Below are 17,546 nucleotides of genomic sequence, written 5' to 3'. Positions count from 1 at the left end.
AGCGCATTCTGCGCATTTTTCACAATGTGGAAAGATGTTTTGGACCGCAAAAATACATGGTTTGCGTAGCACAACACCATTTCTCATGATGGAAGATCATGTCCCGTATTGTGAAATAAAATCGCTAAGTCATTGAATTATTGAGATAAAAAACTAAGCGACAATCGCAGATCAAGGTTGTTGCAACGCGGGAGGGTTTTCTACACTCTTATATAAGACCTATGACCTGAGGCGCGAAAAACAGCGACCCACGCAGCAGCACCGCGATCAGCCCAGGCCAGGTGGTCAAGAGATTCTCAGCCATCCCCGCATCATCAGGAGAGTGACCATGACCCGCCAAGAACAGATCCAGGCCCTGCAGAAAGACTGGGATACCAATCCCCGCTGGAAGGGTATCAAGCGCAACTTCACCGCCGAAGACGTGGTGCGCCTGCGTGGTTCGGTTCAGGTCGAACACACTCTGGCACGCCGCGGCTCCGAGAAGCTGTGGAACCTGTTGCACACCGAGCCGTTCGTCAACTCGCTGGGCGCGCTGACCGGCAACCAGGCCATGCAGCAAGTGAAGGCCGGCCTGAAGGCCATCTACCTGTCGGGGTGGCAAGTCGCAGGCGACGCCAACCTGGCCGGTGAAATGTACCCCGACCAGTCGCTGTACCCGGCCAACTCGGTGCCGCAAGTCGTCAAGCGCATCAACAACACCTTCCAGCGCGCCGACCAGATCCAGTGGAGCGAAGGCAAGGGCGACACCGACTTCTTCGCCCCGATCGTGGCGGATGCTGAAGCCGGCTTCGGCGGCGTGCTGAATGCGTTCGAACTGATGAAGTCGATGATCGAAGCGGGCGCCGCCGGCGTGCACTTCGAAGACCAACTCGCTTCGGTGAAGAAGTGCGGCCACATGGGCGGCAAGGTGCTGGTGCCGACCCGCGAAGCCGTCGCCAAGCTGACCGCTGCCCGCCTGGCCGCCGACGTCTCGGGCGTGCCGACCCTGGTGATCGCCCGTACCGACGCCGAGGCCGCCGACCTGCTGACCTCGGACGTAGACGAGAACGACAAGCCGTTCTGCACCGGCGAGCGCACCGTGGAAGGTTTCTACCGCGTGCGCAACGGCCTGGAGCAGTCGATCTCGCGCGCCCTGGCCTACGCTGAAGTGGCTGACCTGGTGTGGTGCGAAACCGGCAAGCCGGACCTCGAGTTCGCCAAGAAGTTTGCCGAAGCCGTGCACGCCAAGTTCCCAGGCAAGATGCTGGCCTACAACTGCTCGCCGTCGTTCAACTGGAAGAAGAACCTGGACGACGCCACCATCGCCAAGTTCCAGAGGGAACTGGGCGCTATGGGCTACAAGTTCCAGTTCATCACCCTGGCCGGCTTCCACTCGCTGAACTACTCGATGTTCAACCTGGCCTACGGCTACGCCCGCAACCAGATGAGCGCGTTCGTGGAACTGCAGGAAGCCGAGTTTAAGGCAGCCGAGAAGGGCTTCACCGCGGTCAAGCACCAGCGCGAAGTCGGCACCGGCTACTTCGACGCCGTGACCCAGACCATCGAAGGCGGCCAGTCGTCGACGACCGCCCTGAAAGGTTCGACCGAAAACGAACAGTTCTTCGAAGACAAGAAAGTGGCCTGACTCTCCTGGTCACCCCCGCCGGAACGTGGGTCCGGCGGTTAAAGAAGGCGTGCGACCATCACGCTTTCTGATTTAGGCGCCGCGCCGTTCTCTCTCAGGGACGGCGCGTTTTTTTATTTTCCGACGCGGGGAGGGTTGGCGGGTTGCCGTTCAACGGGTGTTCAAGACTCAAAGCTATGCAGAGTTGCCTCCCAAGCCTGGCCAGGTTCACGCCGGAGCGGCTTTTCTCATTCAAGGGTATCCAGATGCTGCCAACTCGCGTATATTGCGCCCCGCGGGGTGGAGCAGTTGGCAGCTCGTCGGGCTCATAACCCGAAGGTCGCAGGTTCAAGTCCTGCCCCCGCAACCAGATTCGAAAGCCCGCCCGGTTCGCGCCGCGCGGGTTTTTTTGTATTGGCGACCTGGTCGAAGAGATGCATTGCCGTGAGCCGGCATCGAAGCGCTGGGCTTGCGGCGGGCGCGAATCTGCTGGAATGCAATAAATTGTCATTTTTGGCGACTTGCAGCATTTGGGTGATTCCCGCCGTAAGAAGGATGGCTTAAAGTGCCGGGGCCTTTATCGGCACTTCCGAGCTACTCACCAAGAACAACATCATGAAAGCATCTCTCTCGCTCGCTTCCTGCGCCGTCGCGGCGGCACTGCTGGCCGGCTGTTCCGGCGGCATGCCCACCAATCTCGATGGCGTGATGAGCGCCGGCACGTCGCTGGCCAAGGCCGCCACGCTGTCTGACGCCGACGTCAAGAGCCTGTCCGACCAAGCTTGCGCTGAATCGGACAAGACCAACAAGATCGCTGCTGCCAACACCACCTACAGCAAGCGCCTGGTCAAGATCATGAGCGGGCTGAAGAACAGCGATGTGCCCAACGTCAACGCCAAGGTCTACATGACCAAGGACGTCAACGCCTGGGCCATGGCCAACGGCTGCGTGCGCGTCTACAGCGGCCTGATGGACATGATGACCGACGACGAAGTGCGTGGCGTGCTGGGCCATGAGCTGGGCCACGTGGCGCTGGGCCACACCAAGAAGGCCATGCAGGTTGCGTACACGGCCACGGCCGCACGCGGCGCAGCAGCAGCTGCCGGCAACAGTGCGGTGGCGGCGCTGTCGCAGTCGCAACTGGGCGAACTGGGCGAGCAGCTGATCAATGCGCAGTTCTCGCAGTCGCAGGAAAGCGCGGCGGATGACTATTCCTTCGACCTGCTGACCAAGAACAAGGCCAACACGCGTGGCCTGGTGACGGCGTTCCAGAAGCTGGCCAAGCTGGACGGCGGCAAGTCCAGCATGTTCTCGTCGCACCCGGGCTCGGAAGACCGCGCCAAGCATATCGAGCAGCGCATCAGCAAGGCTTCGTAAGCGGACTGCGCAAGCAAAAAACCGCCCGCACCGATCATGCCGGTGCGGGCGGTTTTGCTTTGCTGGCGCTATGCGCCGGGGGTCAGCGGTAGACGATCACGGGGATGTCGGTATGCGTCAGCACCTTCTGCGTCTCGCTGCCCAGCAACAGGCCGGACAAGCCGCGCCGGCCGTGCGACGCCATGAAGATCACATCGCAGCCATGGCGCTCGGCAGCGTCGATGATGCCCAGGTAGGGCACGGCAAAGGTCGACATATCGGCATCGAAGGTCACGCCCGCCGCCGTGGCCAGGTTCTCGACCTCTTTCAGGTATAGCTTGGCCTGGTTCTCGATGCGGTCCTTGAAGGACTGCGGGGCCTCGACCACGATTTCGCTGAACGGCGTGTAGGGGTACTCCTCCAGGCAGACATAGGCTGTGATGCGCGCGCCGATGGCCTTGGCGAGCTCCAGTCCGCCGTTGATGGCTTTCTTGGAGAGTTCCGAGCCGTCGGTGGGTAGCAGGATATGTTGGAACATGCGGGGCTCCTTTTCTGACTAGGGGATCGGGGCAGGGCAGCCAGCTCGGTGGTTGCCGGGGCGACGGGAAGCGCCTGTCACGAATCCATTGTAGTCAGTGTGCCGAGAAGGGCATTGCGCGGAATCAATTGCAATGAAAGTGTCTCAGTACACCCGCATGCGCCCCATTCCTCAGTCCGCCAGGACCTCCGCAACCGGCATGGCCGCGGCCTGTTCGGCACGGCGCCAGTAGGACGGGTTGCCGTAGGTGTTCTTCAGGTGATCGATAAACAGCCGCACCCGCAGCGGCAGGTGCTTGCGCTGCGGAAACACCGCGTGGATGCCGATCGGCGGCGCCTGGAACTCATCCAGTACCGTCACCAGCCGCCCGCTGCCGATCTCGCTGCCCACCTCCCACCAGGAGCGCCACGCCAGCCCGTTGCCTTGCAGGCACCACTCATGCAGCACCGCGCCGTCGCTGCATTCCATGGTGCCGCCCACCTTGACCGTGACCGCGCGGCCTTCCTCCTGGAACACCCAGCCACGCTGCACATTGGCGCTGGCGCCAAAGGCAAGGCAGTTGTGGCGCTGCAGGTCTTCCGGCGCGCCGGGACGCCCGGCGCGCGCCAGGTACTCGGGCGAGGCCACCACCACGCGGCGCGTTTCCGCCAGCCGGATCGATACCAGGCTGGAGTCGGGCAGGTCGCCCAGGCGGATGGCGCAGTCGAAGCCTTCATTGACCAGGTCGACCACGCGGTCAGACAGGTCCAGCGTGATCGAAACGTCCGGGTGCGACTCAATAAACAGCGGCACCAGCGGCGCCACGTGCTTGCGGCCATAGCCCGCCGGGGCGGTCACGCGCAGGTGCCCGCTGGCCTTGACCCCGCCGGCAGAGACGCTGGCCTCGGCGTTGTGCAGGTCGTTCAGGATGCGCTGGCAGTCTTCCAGGAAGGCAGAGCCTTCAAAGGTCAGGCTGATCTTGCGCGTGGTCCGTACCAGCAGTTTGACGCCCAGGCGCTCCTCCAGCGCGTCGATGCGCCGCCCGATGATGGCCGGCGCCACGCCTTCGGCCGCCGCCGCTGCGGAAAGGCTGCCGCGCGACGCGACGGATACAAAGGTCTCCAGTTGTTTGAAATGGTCCACAAATGTTTGCCTGCTGTGTGCCGGCATGGGCACACAATCGGTGGCGTTGCGTCCATATGGCCGGCAGTGAGGAGAATTTGGTGCGGAGTTTTGTTTTAGTCAGCCAAGATTAGTGGCCTAAAAGTAAAAGATCAAGTGACCCGCGACCACTTTGCCGCACTGCAGCGTCTCCCTACAATTCGATGCATTCAATGGTGTACAGAGCCACGCAGCTGTGGTCTGCTCGTCCATCCACCCAGTCGCCCGTACCGTTGCAGGTTGCCCAGGCCCTCATGAACAAGATCCGCGCAGTCGTCTTCGATGCCTATGGCACGCTGTTCGACGTGTATTCCGTCACCGCGCGCGCGGAACAACTGTTCCCGGGCCGCGGCGAGGCGCTGGCGCTGCTGTGGCGGGACCGGCAGATCGACTACACGCGCATCCGCACCATGGCCGCCCCCGATGGCTCGCGCTACAAGCCGTTCTGGGCGATCACCGTGGACGCGCTGCGCTACGCAGCCGAGCGCCTGAGCCTGACGCTGGACGAAGCCGCCGAAGCGCAGCTGCTCAAGGAATATGCGTGCCTGTCCGCGTTCCCGGAGAACCTGGGAGCGCTCAAGCGCCTGCGCCGCGCCAGGCTGCCGCTGGGCATCCTGTCCAACGGCAATGCCGAGATGCTGGACATCTCGGTCAAGAGCTCCGGCATGCATGGCCTGTTCGACCACGTGCTGTCGGTGGACGCCGTGCGCCAGTACAAGACCGCGCCGGCCACCTACGCGCTGGGGCCGCAAGCCTTCAGCCTGCCCGCGGAAGAGATGCTCTTTGTCTCATCCAACGGCTGGGACGCCTGCGGCGCCACCTGGTTCGGCTACACCACGTTCTGGATCAACCGTGCCGGCCATCCGGCGGAGCGGCTCGACGTAGCCCCCTCCGGCACCGGGCACGACATGAACGACCTGCTGGAATTCGTCCGCGCCCGTGGCGTGGCGGTGTAGCAGGGTCCCTTCAACCAAGCCTTATCGCTATCGAACACAGGAGAAGACTGATGGCTATCACGCTGCCCGCGGGCATGAAGATTACCGGCGAGATCCTGCCGGCCTACGAAGATATCCTCACGCCGGAAGCCCTGGCCCTGGTAGACAAGCTGCACCGCGCCTTTGAGCCGCGCCGTCAGGAACTGCTGGCCGCGCGCGTGGAACGCGCCAAGCGCCTGGACGCCGGTGAGATCCCTGACTTCCTGCCGGAAACCAAGAGCATCCGTGAAGGCGACTGGAAAGTTGCCCCGATCCCCCAGGCCCTGGAATGCCGCCGCGTGGAAATCACCGGCCCGGTCGAGGCCAAGATGGTCATCAACGCCTTCAACTCGGGCGCTGACAGCTACATGACCGACTTCGAGGATTCCAACACCCCCAACTGGCACAACCAGCTGCAGGGCCAGGTCAACCTGAAGGCCGCCGTGCGCCGCACGCTGACCCTGGAATCCAAGGGCAAGCAATACAAGCTGAACGACAAGATCGCCACCCTGCAAGTGCGTCCGCGCGGCTGGCACCTGGACGAGAAGCACGTCACCATCGACGGCAAGCGCATTTCGGGCGGCATCTTCGACTTCGCGCTGTTCCTGTTCCACAACGCCAAGGAGCAGATCGCCCGCGGCGCCGGCCCGTTCTTCTACCTGCCCAAGATGGAAAGCCATCTGGAAGCACGCCTGTGGAACGACATCTTCGTGATGGCGCAGAACGAAATCAGCCTACCGCAAGGCACCATCAAGGCCACCGTCCTGATCGAAACGATCCTGGCGGCGTTCGAGATGGACGAAATCCTGTATGAACTGCGCGAGCACAGCGCGGGCCTGAACGCCGGCCGCTGGGACTACATCTTCTCGTGCATCAAGAAGTTCAAGAACGACAAGGACTTCTGCCTGGCCGACCGCGCCAAGGTCACCATGACCGCGCCGTTCATGCGCGCCTACGCGCTGCTGCTGCTCAAGACCTGCCACCACCGTGGCGCTCCCGCCATGGGCGGCATGAGCGCGCTGATCCCGATCAAGAACGATCCGGAGAAGAACGCCATCGCCATGGAAGGCATCATCAGCGACAAGCGCCGCGACGCCACCGACGGCTACGACGGCGGCTGGGTGGCCCATCCGGGCCTAGTCGAGCCGGCCATGAAGGAATTCGTGGCAGTGCTGGGCGACAAGCCCAACCAGTTCGGCAAGCAACGCCCGGACGTGCAAGTGAAGGGCGCCGACCTGCTCGACTTCAAGCCAGAAACGCCGATCACCGAGCACGGCCTGCGCATGAACATCAACGTCGGCATCCACTACTTGGGCGCCTGGCTGGACGGTAACGGCTGCGTGCCGATCCACAACCTGATGGAAGATGCTGCTACCGCCGAGATCTCGCGCTCGCAGGTGTGGCAGTGGATCCGCTCGCCGAAGGGCAAGCTGGAAGACGGCACCAAGGTGACCGCTGAGCTGGTGCGCAAGCTGATTCCGGAAGAGCTGGCGAAGGTGAAGGCACTGGTGGGTGGCGATACCAAGACGTATGACCGGGCTGCCGAGATTTTTGAGCAGATGTCTACGTCGGAGGATTTTGCTGAGTTCCTGACGCTGCCGCTGTATGAGGAAGTTTGAGCGGGTAGGGCTCTAGCAGGATGAAAAACCGCAGCTTTGGCTGCGGTTTTTTCTTTTGGGAGTCTCCCTCCATGTCAGGATTGTTGCGGGCCCATGCGGTCGTCGGCCTGTCAGACGAATGACGAATGGTCAAATACTGGCAACTAGACGTGTTAGGGCGCAGATTTTCGATCTGAAAAACAAATAGTTTGACCTGAACAATCGATTTCACAACTCAGTTGCGGAAACGTAGAGTGCATGCAAGACAGATCCCCCCACGAGTTCCCGTCATGCTTGTTGCCCCCCTGCGTCGACGCCTTGGCGTTGCGCTTCTGATCTCTCTGTCAGGCGTCCCGCTTGCCGCCATCGCCTCTGATGCCGACCCTTATCCCCAGCGTCCGGTCAGGATCGTCGTACCGTTCGGTGCGGGCGGTACGACCGACATCGCGGCGCGAGCGCTGGCCTCCAAGCTCCAGGCTCGCCTGGGCCAACCCGTGATCGTCGAAAACCGTGCCGGTGCGGTGACGGCGATTGGCAGCGAATTCGTCGCCAAGGCTGCGCGGGATGGGCTGACGTTGCTGTATTCGGGTTCGACCACTTTCTCCGTGCTGCCGGCGCTGCGGCAGGACCTGCCGCTGAATCCCGACACGACCTGGACGCCGATCGGCATAGTGGCGCAGACCGCCGTGGTGGTATCGACGCGCGCCGCTGGCAAGATCCATAGCTTCGCCGATATCGCCAGGCAGGCCAATGCCGGAGGCGCTGGCGTGACCTACGGCACCTTCGGTCCCGGCTCCGCACCCCACCTGGTGGGCGCGATGATCGCCCGCAGCATCAAGGCGGACATGACGGCGGTGCCGTACAAGGGCAGCGCGCAGGTCTTAACCGATGTCATCGGCGGGCAGATCGACCTGAGTATCGATCCGGTGGCGGTCGTGCAGGGGAATATCAATGCCGGCAAGCTGCGTCCGCTGGCGATTAGTTCGGCCACGCGTTCACCATTGCTACCCAACGTGCCGACATTCGCCGAGGTGGGCGTCGCCAGTGGCGGAGCCTCGTTCTGGTATGGGCTGGTCGCGCCCAAGGGCACCCCGGCGCCGATCGTAGATCGGCTGCAGGCGGAGTTGCGTGCGATCGTGCAGGACGCAGAGTATCGCGAAGTCCTGGCCAAGCAGGGCCTGGAAACGCTGTCTGGCGGCGCGGAGGAGTTCCGGCGCAGGACGCGCGCAGAGATCACGCAGTTCCGCCAGTTGGCGCGGGATGCAAACATCCGCATGGAGTGACGCGATGCCGGCTCAATCCACTATGCGCGCCGCGCCGGACTATGCGACTGAAGATGTGCGCGCCGTACAGGCCGCGCGCGCGAGCTGGCGCGAGTTTCTCGCGCTCCTGAGGCTGCCGAATGTGACAGCCGATGCCGCGGACGTATGCAAGACGGCCGACTGGCTGTCGCAGGCATTCGCGCGCCGCGGCTTCGCGGTGACGTCGCTATCAAACGGCGAACGTCCCATGCTGCTGGCCGGGCGCCGCTGCCCGGATCCGGCAGCGCCAACCATCCTCTGCTACATGCATATGGATGCGCAGCCCGTGGCCAACCAGCCATGGAGCCAGCCCAGCCCGTGGCAGCCAACGCTGCGCCCCTCTTGGTCGATGCCGGATGTCGCATACATCGATCCTTCCGATGCGCTTGTCGGCGACGAGATCGATCGCGATGCGCGGCTCGTGGCGCGCGCGGTGGCGGATGACAAGGGGCCCATCATGATGCTGCTGGCTGCGTTGGACAGCCTGGCCGAAGAGGCGCGCGGCACGTCGGTGCATCTCAAGGTGCTGCTCGACAGCGAAGAGGAGATCGGCGCGCCCAACCTCGGGACGGTGGTGTCGGCCAACCGCGAGGCCCTGAAGGCTGACGCGATGCTGGTGCTCGACGGCTCGATGCACGCCAGCAATCGCCCCACCATGATCCTCGGCAATCGCGGCGCGTTCATGACCACGCTGACCGTATTTGGCCCCCGCCGCGACCTGCATAGCGGCCAGTTCGGCAACTACGCGGCGAACCCTGTGTTCCGCCTGGCAATGTTGCTGGCGTCGATGAAAGACGACGATGGCAAGGTGCGGGTGGACGGGTTCTACGACGGCATTGCGTTGACCGACGACTACCGCCGCCAGCTCGAAAGCGTGCCGGACGACGATGGTGTCTTGCGCGCGCGTGCCGGCATTGCGCAGCCGGAGCGCGTGGGCGGGACATACCAAGAAGCGCTGCAGTACCCGACGCTCAACGTGGTGGGCATCGCTGCCGCTCAGGTCGGCGCAGCGGCGCGCACGATCATTCCCGCGCAAGCCACGGCAACATTCGATGTCCGCACCGTGCCGGAGACAGACCCGGAACGGCTGTTCGGGCTGCTGCGCGCGCACGTCCTGGCGCAGGGCTTCCACCTGATCGAGGGCGAGCCCACCGAGGATGATCGCCGACGGTACCCAAAACTGGCGCGCCTGGTGCAGCCACGCTTCAACGGTATGGCCCATGCGGTGCGTACCCCGGCCGACGAGCCCGTGTGCCGCTGGGTGGAAGGAGCACTGGTCGCGGCGCATGGCGAAGCGCCGGTGTGCATCCGCATGATGGGCGGCTCGGTTCCCACCGGCATTGCGGTGCGCGAACTCGGCGTCCCGTGCGTGCTGCTGCCGCTGGTCAACGCTGACAACAACCAGCACAGCCACGACGAGAACCTGCGTCTGGGCAACTACATCGACGGCATCCGCACGCTGCGCCGATTGCTGACCCATCCGTTCTAGCACTTACGCGTGCGCGGCGCCGTGTCGGGCGGATGATCCTGGATGAAGTCGAACAGCGCCGCCGCCGCGGCAGAGAAATTGGGCGGCTCGCGCGTGACCAGGTAGATGTCCCGCGTCAGGCTGCGGTCTAGCGGAATCGCAACCTGATCACGCAGCGCGAGTGCCTGCAGCGCCAGGTTGGGAGCGACGCTGATGCCCACGCCAGCACGCACCATGCCCAGCATCGTGTGCAGGTGCTCGACTTCGTGCACGACATTCAGCCGCGCAGGCGCGATCCTGGCGACAAGCCGCGCCATGGCGACGCTGCCGCGCGGTGCGGCAATGAAGGGATAGGGCAACAGGTCCCTTGGCTTGAGCGTGCGGCGCGTGGCGAGGGGATGTCCCTTGGGGCAGATCACCGAGAAACGGTCCGCGTGGAAATGAGCGAGCCGCATGCCGGGCATCATGGGCTCTGCCGGTGTCGCGATGGCGAAGTCCGCGTCGCCGTCGCGCGCGGCGGCGATCGCTTCGTGCGAGAACTCGTCTCGCAGCAGCACGCTGACGTTCGGGTGCAGGCGCGCGAATGACTGCAGGATGTCCGGAAACCAGCCGCCGGCAAGGCTCGGTATCACGGCAACCGTGGTCCGGCCGCGCTTGAGCGAAGCATGGTCGCGCACGCTGCCGACCGCATCGTTGATCTCAGCCAGCAGCCGGGCCGCGTGTTCGGCAAAGAGCTTGCCTTCCGGTGTCAGCGTGATGGTACGCGTGGAGCACGAACAGCTTCGCACCTACGTGGTTTTCCAGGGCCGCGATCAGGGCGCTGAAGGCCGGCTGCGAGAGCGCCAACACACTGGCGGCGCGCGTGAAGTTGCGCGCTTCGATCAAGGCCAGGAAGGCGCGTAGGTCGCGCGTGGAGATGTCCATGTCGAGGGGGCGGTAAGCAAAGTCCTGTGTCGCGTTCAGCAATGGGCTGCTGTCACGTCGGACAGGCGACGAGTATGTCCTGTTCGCCGCTGAAGCGCGCCTCTTGCAACAGCGGTGTAGACACTATGGCGGATGCCAGTTCAATGGCCATCGTACAGCATGAAGTACGCGTGCCGATGTCTAGTGCTGACGAAGAACCATCGGGACGATTGCGAATCCTCTTATCGCCACAGACACAAGGGACGGCAACACTAGACCCGTCGCCGAAACAACGGCGACCGGGCGTAGCAACCTGAACAGCTCCAAGGGATCGCCGTTTCATACGGCCTCGTCTCCGCGCATGTGCTGGCTCTCTTTCAACGGCGGGCCGGGCGGGGCAGCCGAAAGGCTGGCCGGGCTCCCTTGGATTGCCGGTATTGCTACCCCCGCTGTCAGGCCCGCCACCCTCCAACTGAGTGCATCAGGCGGGTCCTCCAACCTTCCCTAGGAGCTCGCAATGCAAGACCAAACCGCTTCGAAACAAGACATCATCCTGGCCGCCATTCCAGACTGCCTGTACTCGCTTGGACGCGTCAGCGCCGGCCTGGGCTGCGTCCTGTCCCTGCTGGAAGTTGAAAGCGAACGGTCAGAGGTGTGCCACGGCGTGCATTGTCTGGTGGCGATGCTCAAAGCGCAGCTTGATCAGACTGCGGAGGAGCTTCTCCGGACGAGTGAGTTGGGTTCTGATGTTGCCGGTGGATGAGAAATGCTCTGGCCGGATGGAAGGCCGCAGCTTAGGCGGCGGTCTTTCCCTCTGGCTATTCGCGAACAACAGTGGGTCTGTTTGCAAAGCGGCTGACCGACTCCGGCTGTGGAATCAACCGGTCGATGCAACAGATTGATGAAATCGTTCCGCCGGTGTATCGAAGTCTAGTGTCTTGCGCGGACGTTCATTGAGCCGCCTGGCTACGGCGTTGCGTTTTTGATCCATTCACGCAAGCCTCATCCGGCGAAGCTGACTTGACGATCCAAGGGAGCATTGGGTTCAACGGCGCCGTCCCCGGTCCCGCCGGACGTAGCGTGGTTGCGGCGCAGGCTATGGCATTGCCTGGAAGAACGAAAGCGTCTGGGCATTGGCCCGTTTGGCGGCGTCGGCGACATAGTGGACGCCCTGGTTTCGCGCGAAGGCGTGCATGCAGCCGGGATACGTGTGTATCTCGACATTGGGCTTGTCCGACAGCACCGCGACGATCCGCGCCCGCGCTTCCGGCGGCACGAATTCATCTTCCTCGGCGATATGCATCAGCAGCGGCGTGGTGAACGTCGCGGCCTCGCCGAGATGCTTGTCGATGCCGACGCCGTAGTAGGAGACAGCCGCTTCGGCGTTGGTGCGGACTGCGGTCAGGAATGCCAGCAGTCCGCCAAGGCAGTAGCCGACCGTGCCCACGCCGCCGGTAACGCCGTCCAGCCGCCGCGTGAACTGGATGGTCGCATCCAGGTCGCCCACGCCCGCATCGACATCGAAGGCCTGGTAGAGCGCCAGGGCCTTCTGCCATTCCGCATCGCTCTTGTCGGTGAGTTCGACGTTCGGCTCCTGGCGCCAGTAGAGATCCGGGCAGATGGCGGTGAAACCGTGTTGCGCGAAATGATCGCAAATGGCGCGCATGTCGTCGTTGATGCCGAAGATCTCCTGGATCACCACTATGGCCTTGCCGCTTGCCGCTGATGTCGGCCTGGCAAGGTAGGCCCGGAAGTTGCCGTCCGGAACGTCGATCGATGTGTACTCGCCCATGATGCCTCCTGTTATGCGGGGGTTTTGCCCATGCGGGCAGCCATCAATGTAGCGCAATTCCCCGTCAGCGCGCGCCCAGCGCGGCGAGCAATTCGGCGGTGGTCAGGATGGCATGCGCGAACGTGGGCCCGTTGATCTCATGCGCGGCATGCAAGGCTTCCGGCGAGAATGCCGCGGTCGCGTTCCGCACCAGGGTCACATGGTAGCCAAGTTCCGCCGCGAACCGCCCCATGGCTTCGATGCAGGTGTTTGCCAGCTAGCCCATCAGGATGACCTGCCGGATGTCGTGCTGCTTGAGCTGGAAATCCAGGTCCGTGTTGGCGAAGCCGCTGCCGCCCCAGTGCTCATGGACAATCACGTTGCCGGCCATGGGGCGGAAATCAGGATGCCAGTCCCCGCCCCAGGTGCCTTCGGCAAAGACCTGCGCGCGGCTGGGACCGAGCTGGTAGGGGCTGGCGCGCTGCCAGCCGAGATGCTCGTCCGGGCGGGCGCGATGGTGCGGCACGTAGAATACCTGTATGCCGCGCTAACGCGCCGCGCTGGTCACCGCACGCAGATTTGCCAGCGTCCCGAGTTTGTCCGACCACCTGCTTGGCCAGGCCGTTCAGCTTGCCGCCTTCGCGCAGGAAAGCGTTGTACGGATCCACCAGCAGAAGCCCGGTGGACTCGCTGGTGTAGGCGGGTCCTGTCATGATCGTCCTCCCCGGCACTGGCAATCGTGCCTCTGCGACACTGGTCAGCGTTGCACGAACGCCAGCAGATCGTTGTTGATGAGATCCGGATGGGTCGTGCACATGCCATGCGCCAGGCCCTTGTAGACCTTCAGGGTGCCGTTGCGCAGCAGCTCCGCGCTCAACAGGGCCGAGGCCCCGATGGGCACGATCTGGTCGTCGTCGCCGTGCATGACTAGCACCGGCACGTCGATGGCCTTCAGGTCTTCGGTGAAGTCAGTTTCCGAGAACGCCTTGATGCAATCGTATTGGGCCTTGACCCCGCCCATCATGCCCTGTCGCCACCAGTTGTCCTTCACGCCTTCCGAGACCTTCGCGCCGTCGCGGTTGTAGCCATAGAAGGGCACCGGCACTTCCTTGTAGAACTGGGCGCGGTCGATCGCTACCCGCTCGCGGAAGCCGTCAAACACCTCCACCGGCAAGCCCCCCGGATTGGCGTCCGTCTTGACCATGATCGGCGGTACGGCACCGATCAGGACCGCCTTGGCCACGCGCCCGGCGCCATGCTTCGCGACATAGCGCGCCACTTCGCCGCCGCCAGTCGAGTGGCCGACATGGACAGCGTCCTTCAGATCGAGGTGCCCAACGAGCGCGGCTACGTCGGCGGCGTAGGTGTCCATCTCATTGCCGATGGCGGTCTGCGTGGAGCGGCCGTGGCCGCGGCGATCGTGCGCAATGACCCGGAACCCCCTGGCCAGGAAGAAGTGAAGCTGGGCATCCCAGTCGTCGGCGGTCAGGGGCCAGCCGTGATGAAAGACGATTGGTTGCCCCGCGCCCCAGTCCTTGAGGTAGATCTCGGTCCCGTCCCTGGTTGTAATCGTTCCCATGGCTTGCTCCGTCTGAAGGGGATTGGAAAGCCCGCGGCGGCTCGAGGACCCGATGTGTGCGATCGTCGCCAGCCTGTGCGCTGTCGACATGGCAGCCTGCTTCACGGTCGGCAACCATCGCGGTGACGGAATTATTCTCCTGGACTCTGGCCAGTCGCTACGTAAAATCGGCAAATCGGATGGCGCCTTGCCGAGCCTTCGCCAGGTGTCAGCCATCCCGCCGCAGGGCACTCCAATCCACTTGAGCGCAAGAGGGTGACGATGACCAAGGCCAGCTATGCGGAGTTCGATGAATTCGAAGCGTCACTGTATGGCGTAAACGGCCGGTACATGCTGCGCTCGGCGCAGCGACGGGACTGGCGCCTGCGTGTGCTCGAACTGAATGGCGTTGCCTTGATGGCCGGACAGGAAGGCGCCGCGACGATCTACAGTGGCGCAGGCATGCCGGGATGCTTCAACCTGTTCCTGCCGCTGAGCGGACATGAATGCACGGTGGTTGACGGGCGCCGGTTCGACCGCCACGCAATCGGCTGGATGGCGCCGGACCGCATGTTCCATATAGATGCCAGCCGCCCGGCAAGCTGGATGACAATCTCCATGTCATGCGAGCTCGTCTGCCGGTGGATGGCGGCACATGCCGACAGTGCCGACTTGTCATGTCTCGCCCGCAATCTTGTCTTGACCGGCGGTCCAAGCCTGGGCGCCTTGCTTGCGCTGACCCGGCGCCTGCTCTTCATCGATGATTGCCAGTCTACCCAGTTGCATCACCCGGCTGGCGAGCAGACCGCGCGCAGCGAACTCCTCCGGCACGCGTTCAACACCCTGCTGCCGCTGGCAGCGCGCAGTACCGACACTGCCAGGCACCAGAATCACCGTCGCATCCTGAGCCAGGCCATGGATTTCCTGGCAGCGGCGCGGCACACGCCCATCCTGCTTGAAGACCTATGCGCGGCCACCAGTGCCTCGGAACGTACCATTCGCAACGTGTTCAACCGGTACGTCGGCATCAGCCCCCACCGGTATCTGGTGCTCCACCGCTTGCACCGCGCGCGCCAGGCGCTGTTGCATGCCAAAGCAGGCGAGACGGTCACGAGCATCTGCATGCGCTTCGGGGTCTGGGACATCGGCCGGTTCGCCATGCAGTACCGCCGGCTGTTCGGCGTACTGCCCAGCCAGACGCTGCGCGCGTCGCATCTCGGCATGCAGGCGCCGCACTAGGCCGATGCCCGGCCTGGGCACCTACTTGAAGAACGGCTAGAAGACCTGCGTGCGTAACCACTGGATGGCCGGATCGCGATGGTAGCGCGCATGCCGACAGATGCAAACCAACCGTCCGTGCTCGCCCCTGCCTCCGACAGCTGAAAGCGCGTTTCACATTGTGGAATTTACGCCGTGTTTCCCCCGGCGCTATTTTTCGTTCTCTGAAAAAGTGTTCCACATTGCGAAATTTGCAATCTATCTCATTGAAAAATAAGGGAAAATCAACTCTTATGTCTTATATAAGACTTTGCCGCCACGCATCAAGAACGCCCTACAATGAACCCACGCTGCTTGCCTCGACATCCGCCAGCACACTCAACTTTTTTCTCAATTTCTTCTTAGGAAATTCCCATGGCCCAGTATCAAGACGACATCAAGGCAGTTGCTGGTTTGAAAGAGAACCACGGCAGCGCGTGGAATGCCATCAATCCCGAGTATGCCGCCCGCATGCGTGCCCAGAACAAGTTCAAAACGGGCCTGGACATCGCCAAATACACCGCCAAGATCATGCGCGCCGACATGGCCGCCTACGATGCCGACTCGTCGAAGTACACCCAGTCGCTGGGCTGCTGGCACGGCTTCATCGGCCAGCAGAAGATGATCTCCATCAAGAAGCACTTCAACAGCACCGAGCGCCGCTACCTTTACCTGTCCGGCTGGATGGTGGCTGCGCTGCGCTCCGAGTTCGGCCCGCTGCCGGACCAGTCGATGCACGAAAAAACCTCCGTCAGCGCGCTGATCCGCGAGCTGTACACCTTCCTGCGCCAGGCTGACGCCCGTGAACTGGGCGGCCTGTTCCGCGAGCTGGACGCTGCCCAAGGCCCTGCCAAGGCCGCCATCCAGGCGAAGATCGACAACCACGTCACCCACGTCGTGCCCATCATCGCGGACATCGACGCGGGTTTTGGCAACGCCGAAGCAACGTACCTGCTGGCCAAGCAGTTCATCGAAGCGGGCGCATGCTGCATTCAGATCGAAAACCAGGTGTCCGACGAGAAGCAGTGCGGCCACCAGGATGGCAAGGTCACCGTGCCGCATGAGGACTTCCTGGCCAAGATCCGCGCCATCCGCTACGCCTTCCTGGAACTGGGCGTGGACGACGGCATCATCGTGGCCCGTACCGACTCGCTGGGTGCCGGCCTGACCAAGCAGATCGCCGTGACCCACACGCCGGGCGACCTGGGCGACCAATACAATTCCTTCCTCGATTGCGAAGAATTGTCGGCCGACGCACTGGGTAATGGTGACGTCATCATCAAGCGCGACGGCAAGCTGCTGCGTCCCAAGCGCCTGCCTAGCAACCTGTTCCAGTTCCGCGCCGGCACGGGCGAAGCGCGCTGCGTACTGGATTGCGTCACCGCACTGCAAAACGGCGCTGACCTGCTCTGGATCGAAACCGAAAAACCGCATATCGCCCAGATCGGCGGCATGGTCAGCGAGATTCGCAAGGTCATCCCGAACGCCAAGCTGGTGTACAACAACAGCCCGTCATTCAACTGGACCCTGAACTTCCGCCAGCAGGCGTATGACGCGCTGAAAGCCGCGGGCAAGGATGTGTCGGCATATGACCGCGCCCAGCTGATGAGCGTTGAATACGACCAGACCGAACTGGCGAAGCTCGCCGACGAAAAGATCCGGACCTTCCAGGCCGACGCGTCGCGCGAAGCAGGAATCTTCCACCACCTGATTACGCTGCCGACCTACCACACCGCCGCACTGTCGACCGACAACCTGGCCAAGGAATACTTCGGCGACCAGGGCATGCTGGGTTATGTGGCTGGCGTGCAGCGCAAGGAAATCCGCCAGGGCATCGCCTGCGTGAAGCACCAGAACATGTCCGGCTCGGACATCGGCGACGACCACAAGGAGTATTTCAGCGGCGAAGCGGCCCTGAAAGCGGCGGGTAAAGACAACACCATGAACCAGTTCTGATACCGGTAATACCCCAAGCAAAACGCCAACCCATACGGGTTGGCGTTTTTTTGGGTGCGCCCGGCAGGGCGCACTGACTTGGGGGTGGGAGTCCCCTACACGCCCGGCAAGGGGAAGTGTTAG

At 63.1% G+C, this 17,546-nt stretch carries 15 protein-coding genes, 1 tRNA gene and 1 pseudogene; 10 read left to right on the top strand and 7 right to left on the bottom strand.

Annotated elements, in window-relative coordinates; all coding sequences use genetic code 11:
• Positions 1-328: 328 nt before the first annotated feature.
• The 3 genes from aceA to loiP all read left to right on the top strand — a co-directional run bounded on the left by aceA (position 329) and on the right by loiP (position 2,980).
• Entirely contained in the window at positions 329-1,624 is a 1,296-nt protein-coding gene (aceA, locus tag AC1Q7H_RS13860; RefSeq protein ID WP_211979836.1) for an isocitrate lyase, read from the top strand.
• A gap of 273 nt (positions 1,625-1,897) precedes the next feature.
• Positions 1,898-1,973 (top strand) — tRNA-Met (locus AC1Q7H_RS13855).
• A gap of 245 nt (positions 1,974-2,218) precedes the next feature.
• A complete protein-coding gene (loiP, locus tag AC1Q7H_RS13850) occupies positions 2,219-2,980 on the top strand; it encodes a metalloprotease LoiP (protein WP_114134201.1) in 762 nt (253 codons plus the stop codon).
• 82 nt (positions 2,981-3,062) lie between these two features.
• On the opposite strand, the gene AC1Q7H_RS13845 is transcribed toward loiP, so the two are convergent.
• Together AC1Q7H_RS13845 and AC1Q7H_RS13840 are read right to left on the bottom strand one after the other, a co-directional pair.
• The gene (locus AC1Q7H_RS13845) at positions 3,063-3,497 is read right to left on the bottom strand and encodes a universal stress protein (RefSeq protein ID WP_013957090.1); all 435 of its coding nucleotides are present in this window, start codon (positions 3,495-3,497) and stop codon (positions 3,063-3,065) included.
• A 171-nt stretch (positions 3,498-3,668) separates the two neighbouring features.
• Positions 3,669-4,619, bottom strand: coding sequence for a LysR family transcriptional regulator (locus AC1Q7H_RS13840; RefSeq protein ID WP_211979835.1), 951 nt, complete (start codon positions 4,617-4,619; stop codon positions 3,669-3,671).
• 272 nt (positions 4,620-4,891) lie between these two features.
• Between AC1Q7H_RS13840 and AC1Q7H_RS13835 the strand changes: the two genes are divergently transcribed.
• The 4 genes from AC1Q7H_RS13835 (at position 4,892) to AC1Q7H_RS13820 (ending at position 9,999) form a co-directional block, all read left to right on the top strand.
• A complete protein-coding gene (locus AC1Q7H_RS13835; protein WP_013957088.1) occupies positions 4,892-5,593 on the top strand; it encodes a haloacid dehalogenase type II in 702 nt (233 codons plus the stop codon).
• Positions 5,594-5,643: 50 nt separating this feature from the next.
• Positions 5,644-7,230: a malate synthase A gene (gene aceB, locus AC1Q7H_RS13830; protein WP_013957087.1), complete on the top strand. Its 1,587-nt coding sequence runs from the start codon at positions 5,644-5,646 to the stop codon at positions 7,228-7,230.
• Between the two features lie 269 nt (positions 7,231-7,499).
• Entirely contained in the window at positions 7,500-8,492 is a 993-nt protein-coding gene (locus AC1Q7H_RS13825) for a Bug family tripartite tricarboxylate transporter substrate binding protein (RefSeq protein ID WP_211979834.1), read from the top strand.
• A gap of 4 nt (positions 8,493-8,496) precedes the next feature.
• Positions 8,497-9,999 (top strand): M20/M25/M40 family metallo-hydrolase, encoded by a 1,503-nt coding sequence (locus tag AC1Q7H_RS13820; RefSeq protein WP_211979833.1) that lies wholly within the window; start codon positions 8,497-8,499, stop codon positions 9,997-9,999.
• Here the strand turns inward: AC1Q7H_RS13820 and AC1Q7H_RS13815 are convergent.
• Positions 9,996-10,766: a LysR substrate-binding domain-containing protein gene (locus AC1Q7H_RS13815; protein ID WP_492381398.1), complete on the bottom strand. Its 771-nt coding sequence runs from the start codon at positions 10,764-10,766 to the stop codon at positions 9,996-9,998. The genes AC1Q7H_RS13820 and AC1Q7H_RS13815 overlap by 4 nt on opposite strands.
• A complete protein-coding gene (locus tag AC1Q7H_RS13810) occupies positions 10,678-10,902 on the bottom strand; it encodes a helix-turn-helix domain-containing protein (RefSeq protein WP_492381415.1) in 225 nt (74 codons plus the stop codon). Before AC1Q7H_RS13810 ends, AC1Q7H_RS13815 begins: the two co-directional genes overlap by 89 nt.
• A 496-nt stretch (positions 10,903-11,398) precedes the next feature.
• Here AC1Q7H_RS13810 and AC1Q7H_RS13805 point away from each other — a divergent pair, with 496 nt between their 5' ends.
• Positions 11,399-11,644 (top strand): DUF1484 family protein, encoded by a 246-nt coding sequence (locus tag AC1Q7H_RS13805; RefSeq protein WP_013957083.1) that lies wholly within the window; start codon positions 11,399-11,401, stop codon positions 11,642-11,644.
• A gap of 333 nt (positions 11,645-11,977) precedes the next feature.
• On the opposite strand, the gene AC1Q7H_RS13800 is transcribed toward AC1Q7H_RS13805, so the two are convergent.
• The 3 genes and pseudogenes from AC1Q7H_RS13800 to AC1Q7H_RS13790 form a co-directional block, all read right to left on the bottom strand.
• Entirely contained in the window at positions 11,978-12,673 is a 696-nt protein-coding gene (locus tag AC1Q7H_RS13800; RefSeq protein WP_211982277.1) for a dienelactone hydrolase family protein, read from the bottom strand.
• 64 nt (positions 12,674-12,737) lie between these two features.
• Positions 12,738-13,178 (bottom strand): annotated as a pseudogene (locus tag AC1Q7H_RS13795) (cysteine hydrolase family protein).
• 231 nt (positions 13,179-13,409) lie between these two features.
• On the bottom strand, positions 13,410-14,231 hold the full coding sequence (locus AC1Q7H_RS13790) for an alpha/beta fold hydrolase (protein ID WP_211979831.1): 822 nt from the start codon (positions 14,229-14,231) through the stop codon (positions 13,410-13,412).
• A 330-nt stretch (positions 14,232-14,561) separates the two neighbouring features.
• On the opposite strand from AC1Q7H_RS13790, the gene AC1Q7H_RS13785 reads away from it, so the two are divergent.
• Entirely contained in the window at positions 14,562-15,449 is an 888-nt protein-coding gene (locus AC1Q7H_RS13785) for a helix-turn-helix domain-containing protein (protein ID WP_492381397.1), read from the top strand.
• A gap of 393 nt (positions 15,450-15,842) precedes the next feature.
• Positions 15,843-17,423 carry an isocitrate lyase gene (locus AC1Q7H_RS13780; protein WP_211979829.1) on the top strand — a complete coding sequence of 527 codons (1,581 nt, stop codon included), beginning with the start codon at positions 15,843-15,845 and terminating at the stop codon, positions 17,421-17,423.
• Positions 17,424-17,546: the final 123 nt, after the last annotated feature.

The organism is Cupriavidus sp. GW823-FHT06D04 (assembly GCF_058795055.1).
The sequence above is the reverse complement of the archived record's forward strand: the minus strand, read 5'-3'. Positions and strand labels throughout refer to the sequence as shown.

Excerpts from the sequence above, each read along its gene's own strand:
- AC1Q7H_RS13820 (WP_211979833.1), top strand. The coding sequence starts at position 8,497 with ATGCCGGCTCAATCCACTATGCGCGCCGCGCCGGACTATGCGACTGAA.
- aceB (WP_013957087.1), top strand. The coding sequence starts at position 5,644 with ATGGCTATCACGCTGCCCGCGGGCATGAAGATTACCGGCGAGATCCTG.
- AC1Q7H_RS13845 (WP_013957090.1), bottom strand. The coding sequence starts at position 3,497 with ATGTTCCAACATATCCTGCTACCCACCGACGGCTCGGAACTCTCCAAG.
- AC1Q7H_RS13835 (WP_013957088.1), top strand. The coding sequence starts at position 4,892 with ATGAACAAGATCCGCGCAGTCGTCTTCGATGCCTATGGCACGCTGTTC.
- AC1Q7H_RS13780 (WP_211979829.1), top strand. The coding sequence starts at position 15,843 with ATGGCCCAGTATCAAGACGACATCAAGGCAGTTGCTGGTTTGAAAGAG.
- aceA (WP_211979836.1), top strand. The coding sequence starts at position 329 with ATGACCCGCCAAGAACAGATCCAGGCCCTGCAGAAAGACTGGGATACC.
- AC1Q7H_RS13825 (WP_211979834.1), top strand. The coding sequence starts at position 7,500 with ATGCTTGTTGCCCCCCTGCGTCGACGCCTTGGCGTTGCGCTTCTGATC.
- AC1Q7H_RS13790 (WP_211979831.1), bottom strand. The coding sequence starts at position 14,231 with ATGGGAACGATTACAACCAGGGACGGGACCGAGATCTACCTCAAGGAC.
- loiP (WP_114134201.1), top strand. The coding sequence starts at position 2,219 with ATGAAAGCATCTCTCTCGCTCGCTTCCTGCGCCGTCGCGGCGGCACTG.
- AC1Q7H_RS13805 (WP_013957083.1), top strand. The coding sequence starts at position 11,399 with ATGCAAGACCAAACCGCTTCGAAACAAGACATCATCCTGGCCGCCATT.
- AC1Q7H_RS13800 (WP_211982277.1), bottom strand. The coding sequence starts at position 12,673 with ATGGGCGAGTACACATCGATCGACGTTCCGGACGGCAACTTCCGGGCC.
- AC1Q7H_RS13785 (WP_492381397.1), top strand. The coding sequence starts at position 14,562 with ATGCTGCGCTCGGCGCAGCGACGGGACTGGCGCCTGCGTGTGCTCGAA.
- AC1Q7H_RS13810 (WP_492381415.1), bottom strand. The coding sequence starts at position 10,902 with ATGGACATCTCCACGCGCGACCTACGCGCCTTCCTGGCCTTGATCGAA.